Genomic DNA, 16834 nt, shown 5'->3' with positions numbered 1-16834 from the left:
AGATAACGGATACCATCGATGCAAGAACAATACAACCCACAAGATATTGAACAAAAAGTTCAAAAGCACTGGGATGACAACAAAACCTTTGTTGTAAGTGAAGACCCAAATAAAGAAAAATTCTACTGTCTATCCATGTTCCCATACCCAAGTGGTCGACTGCACATGGGTCACGTGCGCAACTACACTATCGGTGATGTAGTATCTCGTTTCCAACGCCTACAAGGTAAAAACGTGATGCAACCAATCGGCTGGGACGCATTCGGTCTACCTGCAGAAAACGCAGCAGTAAAAAACAAAACTGCACCAGCACCTTGGACTTACGAAAACATCGAATACATGAAGAACCAACTTAAGCTTCTAGGCTTTGGTTACGATTGGAACCGTGAATTCGCAACATGTACGCCTGAGTACTACCGCTGGGAACAAGAGTTCTTCACTAAACTTTACGAGAAAGGTTTAGTTTACAAAAAGACTTCTTCTGTTAACTGGTGTCCTAACGACCAAACTGTTCTTGCAAACGAGCAGGTTGAAGACGGTTGCTGCTGGCGTTGTGATACGCCTGTAGAGCAAAAAGAAATCCCTCAATGGTTCATCAAAATCACTGAATACGCTCAAGAGCTACTAGACGACCTAGACAAGCTTGAAGGTTGGCCTGAAATGGTGAAAACCATGCAGCGCAACTGGATTGGCCGCTCTGAAGGCGTTGAGCTGAAGTTTGAAGTTAAGGGTCAACAAGACCTAGAAGTTTACACGACACGTCCAGATACGCTAATGGGTGTGACTTACGTGGGCATCGCAGCCGGCCACCCTCTTGCAGCTCTTGCTGCAGAGAACAACCCAGAGCTTGCAGCGTTTATCGACGAGTGCAAGAACAACAAGGTTGCAGAAGCTGAGCTAGCGACAATGGAGAAGAAAGGTATGGCAACTGGCCTTACTGCTATTCATCCATTGAACGGCCGTGAAGTACCAGTATACGTAGCAAACTTCGTATTGATGGACTACGGTACAGGCGCGGTAATGGCAGTACCTGCACACGACCAACGTGACTACGAGTTCGCAACGAAGTACGGTCTAGACATCGTGCCAGTTATCAAGCCTGCTGATGGCAGCGAGCTAGACATCTCTGAAGCGGCATACACAGAGAAAGGTGTACTGTTCGATTCAAGTGAATTCGACGGCCTAGAATTCCAAGCGGCGTTCGATGCAATTGCAGCGAAGCTAGAAGCAGAAGGCAAAGGCACTAAGACTGTAAACTTCCGTCTACGCGACTGGGGTGTATCTCGTCAACGTTACTGGGGCGCACCAATCCCAATGGTAACGACTGAAGACGGTGAAGTTCACCCAGTACCTGCTGACCAACTACCAGTGATTCTTCCAGAAGACGTGGTAATGGACGGCGTAACCAGCCCAATCAAAGCAGATAAAGAATGGGCGAAGACCACATTCAACGGCGAACCTGCTCTACGTGAGACAGATACGTTCGATACGTTCATGGAATCTTCTTGGTACTACGCGCGTTACTGTTCACCACAAGCAGACGACATCCTAGATCCAGAAAAAGCAAACTACTGGCTACCAGTAGACCAGTACATCGGCGGTATCGAGCACGCTTGTATGCACCTACTGTACTCACGCTTCTTCCACAAGTTGCTACGTGACGCGGGCTACGTAACGTCTGACGAACCGTTCAAGCAACTACTGTGTCAAGGCATGGTACTAGCTGATGCGTTCTACTTCGAGAACGAGAAAGGCGGCAAAGAGTGGGTAGCTCCAACAGACGTAGCCGTTGAACGTGATGGTAAAGGCCGCATTACTTCTGCTAAAGACACTGAAGGTCGCGATGTAACGCACTCAGGCATGATCAAGATGTCTAAGTCTAAGAACAACGGTATCGACCCTCAAGAAATGGTAGATAAGTACGGCGCTGACACAGTACGTTTATTCATGATGTTCGCGTCTCCAGCGGACATGACACTTGAATGGCAAGAGTCTGGCGTAGAAGGTGCGAACCGCTTCCTAAAACGTGTTTGGAAACTAGTGAAAGAGCACACAGCGAAAGGCGCAGCAGAAGCAGTAGATACCGCAGCGCTTTCTGGTGATCAAAAAGCACTTCGCCGTGACGTTCACAAAACTATCGCGAAAGTGACGGACGATATCGCTCGTCGTCAAACATTCAACACCGCGATCGCAGCGATCATGGAGCTGATGAACAAACTAGCGAAAGCGCCTCAAGAATCTGCGCAAGATCGTGCAATCCTTGACGAAGCACTGAAAGCTATTGTTGTCATGCTTTACCCTATCACTCCGCATATCTCATACGAGCTATGGGCAGCACTAGGTGAAACAGACATTGATAACGCAGCATGGCCGACGTTTGACGAAAAAGCGCTAGTTGAAGACGAAAAAACTATCGTTGTTCAAGTTAACGGTAAGCTACGTGCGAAGCTAACAGTCCCAGCGGATATCTCTAAAGACGATATCGAACAGCTTGGTCTAAACGACGAAAACGTGGTTAAGTTCACTGATGGCCTGACTATTCGTAAAGTCATTTACGTTCCAGGTAAACTGCTGAACATCGTTGCAAACTAATCACAGCTTGCAATTTGTCTCTGTTTAGCGAACTTATTTGTTAACCAAGAGTCATTAAACAGGGTAGTTCGCTACCCTGTTTATTTACCTCAAACCATTCACATGAGTGGTTTAAGGTAAATAACCCCTTCAATTTAGGATGAATACAATCAATGCGCTTTTTCTCTTTGATTAAACTACCAGTGGTATTGGTATTAGCGGGGCTTCTTTCTGCCTGTGGTTTTCACCTTCGCGGCGAGTATTCCGTACCGGAAGAGCTGCACACTATGTCTTTCTCCAGCTACGATGAATACAGTGAATTAACTCGCTATGTTCGCTCTCAACTCGAACTGAACAAAGTTGAACTTGTTCAACCATCATCGACTGTACCCAACCTTCATTTGACGGAAGCGACTATCGATGAGCGTACACTGTCTCTGTATCAAAATAGCCGTGCAGCAGAAAAAGAGCTGACATACGTAGTAAAATACCGTGTGACGATTCCTGGCTATGGCTCTAAAAACTTTACGACAACAGTAAACCGCAACTACCTAGACAACCCGTTGACGGCACTTGCAAAATCTGTTGAACGTGACGTAATTGAAGACGAGATGCGCTTGCAAGCTGCAAAACAGATGATGCGCCAGTTGGGCCGTATTCGTGCCGAATATGAAGCAGGACAAATCTCTGAGCCAGCGAACACAAACTCTTAATCACTATGCGAATTTATGCCGATAAATTAACGGATCATTTAACTAAACACGTTAAACAAGTTTACCTAATCTTTGGTAATGAGCCGTTACTGATTCAAGAGAGCCGCCAAGCAATCCAAAAGGCAGCGTTTCAACAAGGTTTTGAGGAAAAACACCGTTTTGCGGTAGACGCAAGTATCGACTGGAATCAAGTTTACGATTGCTTCCAAGCGATGAGCCTGTTCTCAAACCGTCAATTGCTCGAGCTTGAAATTCCAGAAAGTGGCGTGACAACCGCCGTCAGCAAAGAGCTGCAAACACTGTGTGATATGCTGCATGATGACATCATGCTCGTCATTGTTGGTAGCAAACTGACCAAAGCCCAAGAAAATGCGAAATGGTTCAAAGCATTAAGCTCAAAAGGCGACTGGGTAAGCTGTTTGTCGCCAGATCTACAACGCTTACCTATGTTCATTCAGGCACGTTGCCGCACGTTGGGCCTAAAACCCGATCAACAATCACTGCAAATGTTGGCTCAATGGCATGAAGGTAACCTCTTTGCATTGACACAAAGCTTAGAGAAATTGGCCCTACTCTACCCGGATGGTGAGCTGACCATCATACGTTTAGAGGAAGCCCTAAGTCGCCATAATCACTTTACTACGTTTAACTGGATCGACGCCTTACTGGCAGGTAAAACAAACCGTGCACAACGTATTCTTCGCCAACTTGAGGCGGAAGGGGTCGAGACCGTGATCTTGATTCGAAGTGTACAAAAAGAGTTGAGCCAACTTTTAAATATGCATCAAGACTTAACTCAAATGGGAATGAACCAGGTATTTGAGAAATATCGAGTTTGGCAAAACAAGCGTCCACTCTATAACGCAGCACTGACCCGCTTATCGGCGAGTCGTATTTGTGCATTGCTCTCCTTGTTGGCTCAAGCAGAGATAAAAGCCAAAACTCAATATGACGAGTCTGTATGGCCAACTATTCATCAGTTGAGCTTAGAAACCTGCTCTCCTGATATTAAGCTGGCAATTTAAAAATCAAAGCGTGATATAGTGCGCGACCTGTTTTGCAAGCAAGAATGTAAAACACTGTAGAGATAAGAGACAAACCGAGGAAAACCGAGTGCTTCGCGAAGAACTGAAAGACTTTTTAGCTGATAAAGCCGACGACATGAAAGCGGAAGACATTATCGTCCTAAACGTGGACGATAAATCAAGCGTGACAGATTACATGATCATCTGTACTGGCACATCCAAACGCCACGTTTCATCCATCGCTGACCACGTTGCAACAGAAGTGAAAAAAGCCGGTCTTGAGCCACTAGGAATGGAAGGTGAAAACGAAGGTGAATGGGTAGTCCTAGATATGGGCGACGCCATGCTTCACGTGATGCAAGAAGAGCACCGCGAACTCTACCAGCTAGAAAAACTCTGGGGTTAATCTTTTGAAAATTCAACTAATTGCTGTTGGCACAAAAATGCCAAAATGGGTTGAGGAAGGCTTTCAAGAATATCGTCGCCGTTTCCCACATGATATGCCATTGGAGTTGATTGAAATCTCTGCTGGCAAACGTGGAAAAAATGCCGATATCGCTCGCATCCTGCAAAAAGAAGGGGAAGCGATGCTCGCTGCGGTACCAAAAGGCAACCGTATCGTCACGTTAGATATCCCAGGTAAAAAATGGGACACTCCTCAACTTGCTGAGCAGTTAGAAGCTTGGAAATTAGATGGCCGTGATGTATCAATCTTAATCGGCGGTCCTGAAGGACTCGCTCCTGCATGCAAAGCTGCAGCAGACCAAAGCTGGTCATTGTCTGCCTTAACGCTACCCCACCCTTTAGTGCGTATCGTAATGGCAGAAAGCTTATACCGAGCGTGGAGCATCACCGCGAACCATCCTTACCACCGCGAATAATCGTTGTTTAACTTTAGAGCCAAGCGTTAATGATTCGTAAGCGCCGCAGTCAAATCCGAGATTATCAAGCCGAAGCGCGTCTGTTTGCCAGCCGCGCTATTGTCGCTTTTATCGGCATTGTTCTCTTGATGGGAGCTCTGGTCGCCAACATGTACAACATTCAGGTGAACCAGTTTCAAGATTATCAAACCCGCTCGAACGATAACCGTATCAAAGTGGTTCCTATCGCGCCCAACCGAGGTCTGATTTATGACCGAAATGGTGTTTTACTGGCAGAGAACCGTCCCGTCTTTAACTTAGAACTGACTCCAGAAAAAATTAAAGACATTGATGCAACCATCCAAGAACTACAAACCATTCTGGAAATTACCCCAGATCAGATTGAACGTTTCCACCAAGAGCGTAAACGGACTCGTCGATTTAAGTCAGTCCCACTGCTGACCCAACTGAACGAAAAACAAGTAGCGGTATTCTCCGTCAATCAGTACCGCTTTCCTGGTGTAGAAATAAGTGCGACCTTAAAGCGCTATTACCCTTTCAGCGAAGTCTTAACCCACGTGATTGGTTACGTTTCTCGAATCAATGATCGCGACATGCAGCGCCTGATCCGAGAAGAAAAAGATGCAAACTATCAAGCCACTCGCGACATTGGTAAGCTGGGTATCGAAAAATACTACGAAGACCTCTTACACGGTACGGCCGGATATCAAGAAGTCGAGGTAAACAGCCGCGGCCGAGTAATTCGTACGTTAAAGTACGTTCCACCTGTACCCGGAAAAGACATCGTTTTAAACCTTGATATCAACTTGCAGCTGTACGTACACCAATTATTGGATGGCCGCAGAGGCAGTGCTGTAGTGATCGATCCTAGAGACAACGGCGTACTGGCTATGGTTTCAAGCCCTAGCTACGATCCTAACTCGTTCGTGCACGGAATCTCAGGTAAAGACTATCGCGCCCTTTTGAACGATAAAAACCGTCCTTTGGTCAACCGTACCACACTTGGCATTTACCCACCTGCGTCTACCATCAAACCATTTATGGCAGTAGCCGCGCTACAAGAAGGTGTCGTCACACCGAACACTACGCGAAATGATCCAGGTTATTGGCGCATACCAAACTCCAACACTCGCCCATTCCGTGACTGGTTGCGTTGGGGACACGGACGCGTCGATATCATTAAGTCGATCGAAGAGTCTGTTGATACCTTCTACTATCAAATCGCTTATGACATGGGTATTGACCGTATTTCGAATTGGATGATGATGTTCGGTTTTGGTGATTACACTGGCATCGATATCTACGAAGAAAGTAAGGCGAATATGCCGACTCGTGACTGGAAAATGTCTCGCCATAAAACCCCGTGGTACAAAGGCGATACGATCCCTGTGGGTATCGGCCAAGGTTATTGGACAGCAACGCCAATGCAAATCGCCAAAGCGACCTCCGTATTAGTAAATGAGGGAGAAGTGATTGCACCTCACTTACTAAAAGCGACGATAGAGAACGGCAACGACTTCGAAGAACAACAAACAACAGAATACGTGACTTACCCGCCAATCAAGAATGTACCGAAAAAGTACTGGGATATGGCGAAAGAAGGCATGCGTCGTGTAAACCATGGCACGCGCGGAACAGCTCGCCGATCATTCTACAAAATGAGTTATCAAACAGCGGGTAAATCAGGTACTGCGCAAGTCTTCGGTCTGGGTGAAAACGAAGAGTACAACGCAGATGAGATCGCCGAGCACTTACGTGACCATGCGTTATTTACTGGCTTCGCACCATTTGATGATCCTAAAGTGGTCGTCACTGTAGTACTAGAAAACGCCGGCGGTGGTTCTAGCAACGGTGCCCCAGTAGTAAGGAAAATTTTTGACCGAGTCGTTCTTGGCCCAGAAGAAATTGAGCCTGAAAACAATGCGAAGAAAGAGGTAAAACAGTAATGAAGATGGATCCCTCTACAGGTAAAAATCGCGCCCTGTTTGAACGCTTCCATATCGACTTACCACTCCTACTTGGCATATTGGCCCTGATGGGGTTTGGCCTCGTGATCATGTACAGCGCTAGTGGCCAAAGTTTACTGATGATGGATCGCCAAGCTATGCGGATGGTGCTTTCACTCGTTGTGATGATCGTTCTTGCGCAGCTTTCTCCACGAACCTACGAGAGCCTGGCACCTTTGATGTTCGTCGGCGGCGTCATACTGCTCTTTGGCGTGCTGTTTTTCGGTGAAGCATCTAAAGGCGCACAGCGTTGGCTTAACCTCGGTTTTGTGCGCTTTCAACCTTCCGAGTTATTGAAGCTCGCGGTGCCATTAATGGTGGCACGCTATGTAGGTCGACAACCCCTTCCGCCAACGCTAAAAACACTCATCGTTGCACTGATTATGGTCTGCTTGCCAACCATCCTCATTGCAAAACAGCCTGACTTAGGGACCTCTATTCTAATCGCCGCTTCCGGTATTTTTGTTATCTTCCTCGCGGGCATTAGTTGGAAAATCATCGCTGGTGCTGCAATTGCACTGGGTGGTTTCATTCCGATTTTGTGGTTTTTCTTGATGCGTGAGTATCAAAAAGTACGAGTTCGTACTCTGTTTAATCCAGAGTCAGATCCGCTTGGTGCGGGCTACCACATTATTCAGAGTAAAATTGCGATTGGCTCCGGTGGTATTTCCGGTAAAGGCTGGTTGCAAGGTACTCAGTCACAACTGGAATTTCTTCCTGAACGACACACTGACTTTATCTTTGCAGTAATTGCTGAAGAATGGGGTATGATTGGCTTCCTTTGCCTTTTAGCCATCTATCTATTTATTATTGGACGAGGTTTATACCTCGCCAGCCAAGCGCAAACCGCATTTGGACGAATGATGGCAGGCAGTATTGTACTCAGCTTCTTCGTGTATATTTTTGTAAATATTGGCATGGTAAGTGGCATCCTACCTGTAGTAGGTGTACCGTTGCCACTCATTAGTTATGGCGGCACATCAATGGTAACCTTGATGGCTGGCTTTGGTATTCTGATGTCAATTCATACGCACCGAAAAGCATTCTCTAAGGCGACCTAGACATGCAAAAACGCGCTTTATATTCCTTGGTTTTCTCTGCTCTTATTTTGGCAGGCTGTTCATCAACTAGCCAAAAAGAACAAGAAGGCCGTTACGAACTCGAATCCGATGTTGCACCGGATACACCGCTTTCAGTCGAACACATCGAGGATGCGCACCCTAAATATGAACCGTACAGCCTAGGTGGGAACAAAGATTACCACTTGCGTGGCAAAGACTACAAAATAGTTCGCGATGCCAAAGGCTTTAAAGAAAAAGGCCGCGCATCTTGGTATGGGAAGAAGTTCCAAGGTCATTTGACTTCTAATGGCGAAATCTATGACATGTACTCAATGACAGCGGCTCATAAAACGCTACCGTTACCGAGTTACGTAAAAGTCACCAACACTGACAACGGCAAAACTACCGTAGTACGAGTTAATGACCGAGGTCCGTTTCACGATGGCCGTATTATCGATTTAAGCTATGCCGCAGCACATAAGTTAGATGTGATAAAAACAGGTACAGCTAACGTGGAAATTGAAGTAATCAGTATCAATCAGCCCACGGATAAAAAATCTTTAGAAGCGCACCCTAAGTACGTTATTCAGGTGGCATCATCAAAAAATGAAGAACGCGCACGAACTTTAGGGACAGAGCTTGGTCAAAAACTGGATACAGAAACTTTCCTAGAAAATGCGAAAGAGTCTTATCGCTTGTTGTTAGGGCCATTTACTGACTATTCCCTGACGCAAGCCACTCTAGATAAAGTAAAGTTGCTCGGCTATTCGTCTGCATTTATTAAAAAACACAACACTGCCAAATGACCTAGTGTCATGAATTTCTCCTCGATCCCCTCTTACATAGCTGGGGATTCTGATAAGATGTCCGCAGTTAACCCAAAAATTTGAATTACCATGAATAAAAATAAGTTTGTGAAATCTATTCTCGTTTCTTCGGTTGCCCTTTCTGCAACTTTCGCTCAATCTGCTCTTGCATCACCTATCGTTGTTCCAGATGCCCCTCAAATCGCTGCGAAGGGCTACGTTCTGATGGATTACCATTCAGGTAAAGTACTGGCAGAGAAAGAGATGAACACAAAGTTGTCTCCAGCCAGTCTGACTAAGATGATGACCAGCTACGTAATCGGCCAAGAACTAGCGCGTGGTAATATCTCAGAAGATGACGATGTCACCATCAGTAAAAATGCATGGGCGAAAAACTTCCCTGAATCATCAAAAATGTTCATTGAAGTGGGCACAACTGTAAAAGTACGTGACCTAAACCGCGGTATCATCGTCCAGTCTGGTAACGATGCCTGTGTAGCAATGGCTGAACACATTGCAGGCTCAGAAGATGCGTTTGTTGACCTAATGAACGCTTGGGCCAACACACTAGGTATGACGAACTCGCACTTTGCCAACGTTCATGGTCTAGATAACGCCGAGCTGTACTCGACACCATACGACATGGCATTGCTAGGTAAAGCCCTGATCCGTGACGTACCAAATGAGTACCGCGTGTACTCAGAGAAGAAATTTACTTACAACGGCATCACCCAATACAACCGTAACGGTCTACTTTGGGACAAGAGTATGAACGTTGATGGCATCAAAACGGGTCACACAAGCAATGCAGGTTACAGCCTAGTAAGTTCAGCAACTGAAGGCCAAATGCGTTTGGTTGCGGTCGTAATGGGCACTAAAGATGCCAATGCTCGTAAGTCAGAAAGCAAAAAGCTACTAAGCTACGGCTTCCGTTTCTTCGAAACAGTAGCGCCGCACAAAGCAGGTGAAACGTTCGTTGAAGAAAAAGTGTGGATGGGCAACAAAGACACTGTAGCGTTGGGCCTTGACCAAGATACTTACGTAACACTACCACGTGGTGAAGCGAAAAACCTAAAAGCCAGCTTCGTCCTTGAAAAAGAGCTAGAAGCCCCAATTAATAAAGGTGATGTAGTTGGTAAGCTATACTATCAGATCGATGGTGAAGATATTGCCGAATACCCACTAATGGCACTAGAAACCGTAGAGCAAGGTAGTCTATTTAGCCGCATGTGGGATTACATCGTATTGTTATTCAAGAGCTTCTTCTAAGAAGAACGTTAGAGTAGCAAACTTATTCGCAAAGCCGCCTGAAAGGGCGGCTTTTTAAGTTTGAGATCCTCGTCTTGAGTTCCCCCTAATTTGACTGTACTATTTCGCACCGCAACGAATATCTACTGGAGTTATCGATATGCTAACCATCAACTCTGATGCAAAATTAAAAGACCTGCTTGAGTTCCCTTGTTCATTTACTTACAAGGTAATGGGTCATGCAAAGCCTGAACTTCCAGAGCTTGTTCTTGAAGTTATTCAGCGCCATGCTCCAGGTGACTACAGCCCGACCGTTAAACCAAGTGCTAAGGGCAACTACCACTCGGTATCAATCAACATCACTGCAACGTCTATCGAGCAAGTTGAGACGCTATACAAAGAGTTAGGTGAAATTGACATCGTGCGCATGGTTCTATAATTTTTTGATAGATTAAATTTTTTTTGAAAGCAGCTTCGGCTGCTTTCTTTTTATTTATCAATCAGATAACAAAACTTTACATCGCTTTCAGTTAAAAATCTGTTACTCAGCGGTAGAGCATCAGGGTTATCCGGTTTATAATCCAAAAACTTTATATATTAGCAACAGGAATTCCCATGCAACACCAACTTGTTGTAAAACGACTTGGCCGCCAAGACTATGAGCCTGTATGGAAGGCGATGCATGAGTTCACCGACCAACGCACAGAAGAAACCCCTGATGAAGTCTGGTTGGTAGAACATAACCCAGTATTTACGCAAGGTCAGGCAGGTAAAGCTGAGCACCTTATTAACACTGGTGACATTCCTGTTGTACAAAGTGATCGCGGAGGCCAGGTTACGTATCATGGCCCTGGTCAGTTGGTCGCCTATTTCTTGATCAACTTACGCCGCAAAAAATTAGGTGTACGAGATCTCGTTACCACTATCGAGAACCTCGTGATCAACACGCTAAAAGCATACAATATCGATTCGGCCGCGCGACCTGACGCACCAGGCGTTTACGTTGACGGTAAAAAAATATGCTCTCTCGGTTTACGCATTCGTAAAGGATGCTCGTTTCATGGCTTAGCCTTGAACGTAAATATGGATTTAACACCGTTTCTGCGTATTAACCCTTGTGGTTATGAAGGTATGGAAATGGTTCAGGTCAGCCAATTTGGCGGCCCAGACAATGTAGAAGCCGTAGAAAAACAATTAATAGAAGAACTCGTTACTTTGCTCGACTATGAGCAAGTAGAATTCAGCACAGAAGCACCTTCTCAAGGTAATAAAGCATGAGCAAACCAATCCAGATGGAAAAAGGCGTTAAATATCGTGACGCCGATAAAATGGCATTGATTCCCGTAAAGAACATGCCTACAGAGCAGAAAGAAGTGCTGCGTAAGCCTGATTGGATGAAGATCAAGCTACCAGCCGACAGCCAACGAATTCAAGACATCAAGGCGGCGATGCGCAAGAATAAACTTCACTCCGTATGTGAAGAAGCATCTTGCCCTAACCTAGCGGAATGTTTTAACCACGGTACAGCTACCTTCATGATCTTAGGTGCTATTTGTACTCGTCGTTGTCCTTTCTGTGACGTTGCTCATGGCCGCCCATTACCACCGGAAGCAGAAGAGCCTCAAAAGCTGGCGAAAACCATCGCCGATATGAAGCTGAAATACGTAGTAATCACTTCTGTTGACCGTGACGATCTGCGTGATGGTGGTGCACAGCACTTTGCCGACTGTAACCGCGAGATCCGTGCATTAAACCCGCATATTAAGATTGAAACTCTGGTTCCTGACTTCCGAGGTCGTATGGATGTAGCGCTTGATCTAATGAAAGACAATCCGCCAGATGTCTTCAACCACAACTTAGAAACAGCACCACGTCTTTACCGTAAAGCTCGCCCAGGTGCGAACTACAAATGGTCACTTGAGCTTCTTAAGAAGTTCAAAGAGCAGCATCCAGATGTACCGACCAAATCTGGTTTGATGATGGGTCTTGGTGAAACCAAAGAAGAAATCATCGAAGTACTGAAAGATCTACGCGCACACGGCGTAACGATGCTGACTCTAGGTCAGTACTTAGCGCCAAGCCGTCACCACTTGCCAGTAGAGCGTTACGTTCCGCCATCAGAGTTTGACGAGCTAAAAGAAGTTGCACTAGAGCTTGGCTTCACGCACGCAGCGTGTGGTCCATTTGTTCGCTCTTCTTACCATGCCGATATGCAGGCTCAAGGCATCGAGATTAAATAAGCACTCGCTTATTTTGAAGAGAAAAGGTTGGCTCAGTGCCAACCTTTTTTGTATCTGTCAAATGGTGATAAAAAGCCATTCTACCTCCGTCATTCTGAACAGCGAGGAACGAGCGTGATTGAGAATCAGTTTCCAACGTACTGATGATTTTTTGGGAAACGCTGAGTAAAAGAGTGTGCCTCAACAAGATTCCTGATCTCGCCTAGGCTCGTCGGAATGACGCGGTTTGGATATATTGAAAGGGACAGTGTTGGTAGCCATCCCCTTATCACACACTCTCGCTATATCTCATTCCAAACGCCAGACAAACAAAAAGGCCCTCAATTGAGGACCTTTAGTATATCAATGTTCAAAATAGACGAGTCGAGTTCTAGGAGAACACACGGAGTTTGCGCGAGCAAATGAGTATGTTCGACACCGAAATCGACTCATTCTATGAAGAATAGTTAGGCGTAAACCGGTAGACGCTTACAAATTTCGAGCACTTTCTGTTTAGTCGCTTCGATAACTTCTTCGTTGCCGATGTTATCTAGAACGTCACACATCCAGTTTGCTAGCTCTTTTGCATCTTCTTCAGTGAAGCCACGGCGAGTGATCGCTGGCGTACCTACACGGATACCAGACGTTACGAATGGGCTGCGTGGGTCATTTGGTACCGAGTTTTTGTTCACTGTGATGTTTGCTGCACCTAGTGCCGCGTCTGCGTCTTTACCAGTGATGTCTTTGTCGATCAGGTCCACTAGGAACAAGTGGTTTTCTGTGCCGTTAGACACGATTTTGTAGCCACGCTCTTGGAATTGACCAACCATTGCTTTTGCGTTTTTCACTACGCGAGCTTGGTAAGCTTTGAACTCTGGCTCCATCGCCTCTTTGAACGCTACTGCTTTACCAGCGATAACGTGCATTAGAGGGCCACCTTGACCACCAGGGAACACTGCTGAGTTCAATTTCTTGTACATATCTTCGCCAGCATTTGACAAGATAAGACCACCGCGAGGACCTGCTAGTGTTTTGTGCGTCGTTGTTGTTACCACGTGAGCGTGTGGAACAGGTGTTGGGTATTCGCCTGCTGCGATAAGACCCGCTACGTGCGCCATATCAACGAAAAGGTAAGCATCTACTTTGTCAGCGATTTCACGCATGCGCTTCCAATCAACGATTTGCGAGTAAGCAGAGAAACCACCGATGATCATCTTAGGCTTGTGCTCAAGCGCTAGCTGTTCCATCTCATCGTAGTTAATTTGACCCGCTTCATCGATACCGTAAGGGATAACGTTGTAGTGCTTACCAGAGAAGTTAACTGGAGAACCGTGAGTCAGGTGACCACCGTGCGCTAGGCTCATGCCTAGAACTGTATCGCCTGGGTTAAGAAGCGCCATGTAAACCGCGCTGTTTGCTTGAGAACCTGAGTGAGGCTGTACGTTCGCGTATTCACAACCGAACAGTTTGCATGCACGGTCGATAGCAAGTTGTTCCGCTTTATCTACGTACTCACAACCGCCGTAGTAACGCTTGCCTGGGTAGCCTTCAGCGTATTTGTTCGTTAGCTGAGAACCTTGCGCCTCCATTACACGTGGGCTTGTGTAGTTTTCAGAAGCGATAAGTTCAATGTGTTCTTCCTGGCGAAGAGTTTCTTCCTGGATAGCTGCGAACAGTTCCGCATCGTAATCTGCGATGTTCATATCACGCTTAAGCATCTGTATCTCCTGACTCAGATTAGTACTGAAAGTTGCAAAAAAACTGTTGAATGACCCTACGCAAACGTTTTCGTCACCCTAATGGCGCGCATTCTACATAATTTGATCTGGGTCATAAAGAGAAATTTACAATTTTTCTCATGCAGTTTTTTCATGATGGCAAGCAATCTGTATCACGCCCGCATTGCAATTGCATAACGACGATCTATTGCCTGTCAATTTTGTGCTTTACACCCTGTAAAACAGCAATTACATAGGTTTACCGTAAATTTTACCCTCTAGCTACCGAAAAGATCATCTTTTTACTACTATGCACGCCTTATTTATCACTAATGACTGCAACATTGATGGAAAAACACTCATTAAAAGAAGACTGGATAGCGATTCTCACGGGTACTTTTTTGGTAGCTCAAGGCGTTTTCTTTCTCCAATCCGCAAACCTCCTAACAGGGGGGACGACAGGATTGGCTCTGCTTATTAGCCAATTTACACCTTTTACGTTTGGTGTGCTGTACTTTTTAGCAAACAGTCCCTTTTACTTGCTAGCATGGAAACGCTTCGGCCGTCATTTCGCCATTAATAGTGCCATTTCTGGCGCTTTGGTTTCTATCTTTGCCGATCATCTTTATTTGCTAATCTCGCTCGAATCGGTAAATGAAGTTTATTGTGCCGTCGCAGGTGGGCTTTTAATGGGACTCGGTATGCTGATCTTGTTCCGACATCGCTCCAGCTTAGGTGGCTTTAACGTGCTGTGTTTATTTATTCAGGACAAATTTGGCATTTCAGTTGGCAAAAGCCAAATGGCAATCGATGCGTGCATCCTGTTTGCGTCATTCTTCTTTGTCACTCCAGAAGTAATTGGTCTTTCGATTTTGGGCGCGTTTGCACTGAATGTCGTGTTAGCGATGAACCACAAGCCTCATCGCTACTCCGTGACCTACGGCTCATAAACTTTTGATGATAATTGGAGCGCAATTTATAAGATTTCGCGCTCCAATCGCTATATAATATTTCGCCATTTCCAAATAACGCGGTGCGGTATGCGCGATTTTTTGCAACAAGCCAAACAAACTCACAGTTGTATTACGATTGGCGAGTTGGTCTATAATCCGAAGACACAAACTCTTCATCAAGACACTGTCGCGATTGATCTCGAACCTCGTACCATTGAGTTATTAGAGCTGCTGCTAACCAGCGTGGGACATCCGCTTTCTGCCGATACCATTATCGAAACTATTTGGCAGAGCAAATTCATCTCTAAGAATGTACTCACTAACCGCATTAGCACCTTACGTGCGCTGCTACAACAGCATCTCCCCGAGTACGATGCGACTAAGCTCTTGGTCACTTATCCTCGCAAAGGTTACTTTCTAAACCCAGCGAATATCCGTTTAGTGCCACCAGCGAAAAACCATCGACGCGTTATCACAGCTCAAGTTACGAACCGTAAGAACATCAAGCTGATTTTTGCTTATAGCTTATGTGCCGTACTTACGGTTTGTAGCGTGACGCTCGCAAGCTTGTTATGGCAACGCCAAGAGATTTCAACGCAACAAACACGTCATCAGTTACTTATCCCCAAAGTCGAACTGCTGCTCAACCGTGTCGATGCGATTGGCTCCCAAGCAAGAAAGTATCGCATACTGGTCAAAGCCATCTTGCTGCAACAACAGGTCGAATATCCATACACCGACATCGCCAACCAAGACGCTCCCAGTTACTTTCTTGATCCTATCGGTCATACGCCGTATTTCCCTGGCGCGCGAAACATGCAGACCAGTGATTACGAACTCAACATAGAGTTAAAAGACGGCGCAGAGCAAGGCACCTTGAAAGCTCAGATGAACCTTATTTATCCTGCGACAGGGAAACTGGCGTTTCGCAACGAATACACACTGCGCTTATCCGACCTACAATCGGATATCTTCCAAATTCACTCAGATGTCGCGCAATACTTCAACTTGCCTGCACCTTCGGCAAGCACATGGCAGCTGTCAGACGTTCACCAAAAAATGCTGTTTGAGAATGTCTTTTCTAACCAACCTCTCCAACAAGCTGATGAGTTTGCAGCGATCACAACCGCAAGGCATCTCGCTTTGTACGAGCAAGAACCTCAAAAGCTGGAAGCGTATTTGACGCAAGTGCAGTCGTCGTTCGATGTTTTGCCAGATGAGCTAAGCCTCTGGTTGGGCGTATTGCATTTCAAACTAGGTAACCTAGACCGAGCAAAAGTTCTGCTGACCACTCCAGATGGCGACTCTCGTATTCAAAACGCGCTGATTTATACGTTTGTGTCTCACATCGCTTATAAACAAAACAAACTCGAACAGTTCCGTCTCAACTACATGGAATCACTGGTGGCACTGCTGCGCGTTTTACCGTCCGAGACATTGTTTGAACGTCTTTCTCAATCTGAATCGAAAGAGACTTGCCTTCAACCATGGAAAACGTTGCATGTCAGTTTGACCGATCAAGAAATTATCAGCCGATGGAAAGCGCTCATCAACGAGTATTGCACCAACGTAGCTAACGAAATAAGCCCAAATAAAACAAAGACCTAAATATAAAATTAAGCTTTCGTTAAGC

The 16834-nt window shown here is 45.8% G+C and carries 15 protein-coding genes; 14 read left to right on the top strand and 1 reads right to left on the bottom strand.

All coding sequences use genetic code 11. From position 1 onward, the window contains the following. Positions 1-18 precede the first annotated feature (18 nt). From leuS to lipA, 12 genes are all read left to right on the top strand, one after another. Complete coding sequence (leuS, locus tag MTR11_RS04285; protein WP_243327060.1) at positions 19-2592, top strand: leucine--tRNA ligase; 2574 nt, start codon at positions 19-21, stop codon at positions 2590-2592. Positions 2593-2744: 152 nt separating this feature from the next. Next, positions 2745-3284, top strand: coding sequence for an LPS assembly lipoprotein LptE (gene lptE / locus MTR11_RS04280; RefSeq protein ID WP_005373019.1), 540 nt, complete (start codon positions 2745-2747; stop codon positions 3282-3284). Positions 3285-3289: 5 nt separating this feature from the next. Continuing rightward, entirely contained in the window at positions 3290-4309 is a 1020-nt protein-coding gene (holA, locus tag MTR11_RS04275) for a DNA polymerase III subunit delta (RefSeq protein ID WP_243327059.1), read from the top strand. 88 nt (positions 4310-4397) lie between these two features. Further along, a complete protein-coding gene (gene rsfS, locus MTR11_RS04270; protein WP_243327058.1) occupies positions 4398-4715 on the top strand; it encodes a ribosome silencing factor in 318 nt (105 codons plus the stop codon). Positions 4716-4719: 4 nt separating this feature from the next. Beyond that, positions 4720-5190 (top strand): 23S rRNA (pseudouridine(1915)-N(3))-methyltransferase RlmH, encoded by a 471-nt coding sequence (gene rlmH, locus MTR11_RS04265; protein WP_017821762.1) that lies wholly within the window; start codon positions 4720-4722, stop codon positions 5188-5190. A 29-nt stretch (positions 5191-5219) separates the two neighbouring features. Next, on the top strand, positions 5220-7136 hold the full coding sequence (mrdA, locus tag MTR11_RS04260; RefSeq protein ID WP_005391316.1) for a penicillin-binding protein 2: 1917 nt from the start codon (positions 5220-5222) through the stop codon (positions 7134-7136). Further along, positions 7136-8257, top strand: a complete 1122-nt coding sequence (gene rodA, locus MTR11_RS04255; protein ID WP_005391317.1) for a rod shape-determining protein RodA — start codon at positions 7136-7138, stop codon at positions 8255-8257. Before mrdA ends, rodA begins: the two co-directional genes overlap by 1 nt. A gap of 2 nt (positions 8258-8259) precedes the next feature. Continuing rightward, on the top strand, positions 8260-9063 hold the full coding sequence (locus tag MTR11_RS04250) for a septal ring lytic transglycosylase RlpA family protein (RefSeq protein ID WP_046874297.1): 804 nt from the start codon (positions 8260-8262) through the stop codon (positions 9061-9063). A gap of 90 nt (positions 9064-9153) precedes the next feature. Then, positions 9154-10332: a serine hydrolase gene (locus MTR11_RS04245; RefSeq protein WP_012842069.1), complete on the top strand. Its 1179-nt coding sequence runs from the start codon at positions 9154-9156 to the stop codon at positions 10330-10332. 139 nt (positions 10333-10471) lie between these two features. Continuing rightward, positions 10472-10750 (top strand): DUF493 family protein YbeD, encoded by a 279-nt coding sequence (gene ybeD, locus MTR11_RS04240; protein WP_005384135.1) that lies wholly within the window; start codon positions 10472-10474, stop codon positions 10748-10750. Positions 10751-10926: 176 nt separating this feature from the next. Beyond that, complete coding sequence (gene lipB, locus MTR11_RS04235; RefSeq protein ID WP_005391320.1) at positions 10927-11589, top strand: lipoyl(octanoyl) transferase LipB; 663 nt, start codon at positions 10927-10929, stop codon at positions 11587-11589. Beyond that, on the top strand, positions 11586-12551 hold the full coding sequence (gene lipA / locus MTR11_RS04230; protein WP_005391329.1) for a lipoyl synthase: 966 nt from the start codon (positions 11586-11588) through the stop codon (positions 12549-12551). Before lipB ends, lipA begins: the two co-directional genes overlap by 4 nt. Before the next feature lie 446 nt (positions 12552-12997). On the opposite strand, the gene glyA is transcribed toward lipA, so the two are convergent. Beyond that, positions 12998-14248, bottom strand: a complete 1251-nt coding sequence (gene glyA / locus MTR11_RS04225; protein ID WP_005391333.1) for a serine hydroxymethyltransferase — start codon at positions 14246-14248, stop codon at positions 12998-13000. 347 nt (positions 14249-14595) lie between these two features. Here glyA and MTR11_RS04220 point away from each other — a divergent pair, with 347 nt between their 5' ends. Next, positions 14596-15198: a YitT family protein gene (locus MTR11_RS04220; protein ID WP_031780204.1), complete on the top strand. Its 603-nt coding sequence runs from the start codon at positions 14596-14598 to the stop codon at positions 15196-15198. A gap of 90 nt (positions 15199-15288) precedes the next feature. After that, positions 15289-16809, top strand: coding sequence for a winged helix-turn-helix domain-containing protein (locus MTR11_RS04215; RefSeq protein WP_243327057.1), 1521 nt, complete (start codon positions 15289-15291; stop codon positions 16807-16809). Positions 16810-16834 lie beyond the last annotated feature (25 nt).

The sequence above is a fragment of the Vibrio sp. CCB-PB317 genome (assembly GCF_022808245.1).
Lineage (GTDB): Bacteria > Pseudomonadota > Gammaproteobacteria > Enterobacterales > Vibrionaceae > Vibrio > Vibrio diabolicus.
Note: the sequence above shows the minus strand (reverse complement) of the source record. Positions and strands in the feature narration are given on the sequence as shown.

Excerpts from the sequence above, each read along its gene's own strand:
- MTR11_RS04215 (WP_243327057.1), top strand. The coding sequence starts at position 15,289 with ATGCGCGATTTTTTGCAACAAGCCAAACAAACTCACAGTTGTATTACG.
- ybeD (WP_005384135.1), top strand. The coding sequence starts at position 10,472 with ATGCTAACCATCAACTCTGATGCAAAATTAAAAGACCTGCTTGAGTTC.
- rodA (WP_005391317.1), top strand. The coding sequence starts at position 7,136 with ATGAAGATGGATCCCTCTACAGGTAAAAATCGCGCCCTGTTTGAACGC.
- mrdA (WP_005391316.1), top strand. The coding sequence starts at position 5,220 with ATGATTCGTAAGCGCCGCAGTCAAATCCGAGATTATCAAGCCGAAGCG.
- MTR11_RS04220 (WP_031780204.1), top strand. The coding sequence starts at position 14,596 with ATGGAAAAACACTCATTAAAAGAAGACTGGATAGCGATTCTCACGGGT.
- MTR11_RS04250 (WP_046874297.1), top strand. The coding sequence starts at position 8,260 with ATGCAAAAACGCGCTTTATATTCCTTGGTTTTCTCTGCTCTTATTTTG.
- glyA (WP_005391333.1), bottom strand. The coding sequence starts at position 14,248 with ATGCTTAAGCGTGATATGAACATCGCAGATTACGATGCGGAACTGTTC.
- holA (WP_243327059.1), top strand. The coding sequence starts at position 3,290 with ATGCGAATTTATGCCGATAAATTAACGGATCATTTAACTAAACACGTT.
- lipB (WP_005391320.1), top strand. The coding sequence starts at position 10,927 with ATGCAACACCAACTTGTTGTAAAACGACTTGGCCGCCAAGACTATGAG.
- lptE (WP_005373019.1), top strand. The coding sequence starts at position 2,745 with ATGCGCTTTTTCTCTTTGATTAAACTACCAGTGGTATTGGTATTAGCG.
- MTR11_RS04245 (WP_012842069.1), top strand. The coding sequence starts at position 9,154 with ATGAATAAAAATAAGTTTGTGAAATCTATTCTCGTTTCTTCGGTTGCC.
- lipA (WP_005391329.1), top strand. The coding sequence starts at position 11,586 with ATGAGCAAACCAATCCAGATGGAAAAAGGCGTTAAATATCGTGACGCC.
- leuS (WP_243327060.1), top strand. The coding sequence starts at position 19 with ATGCAAGAACAATACAACCCACAAGATATTGAACAAAAAGTTCAAAAG.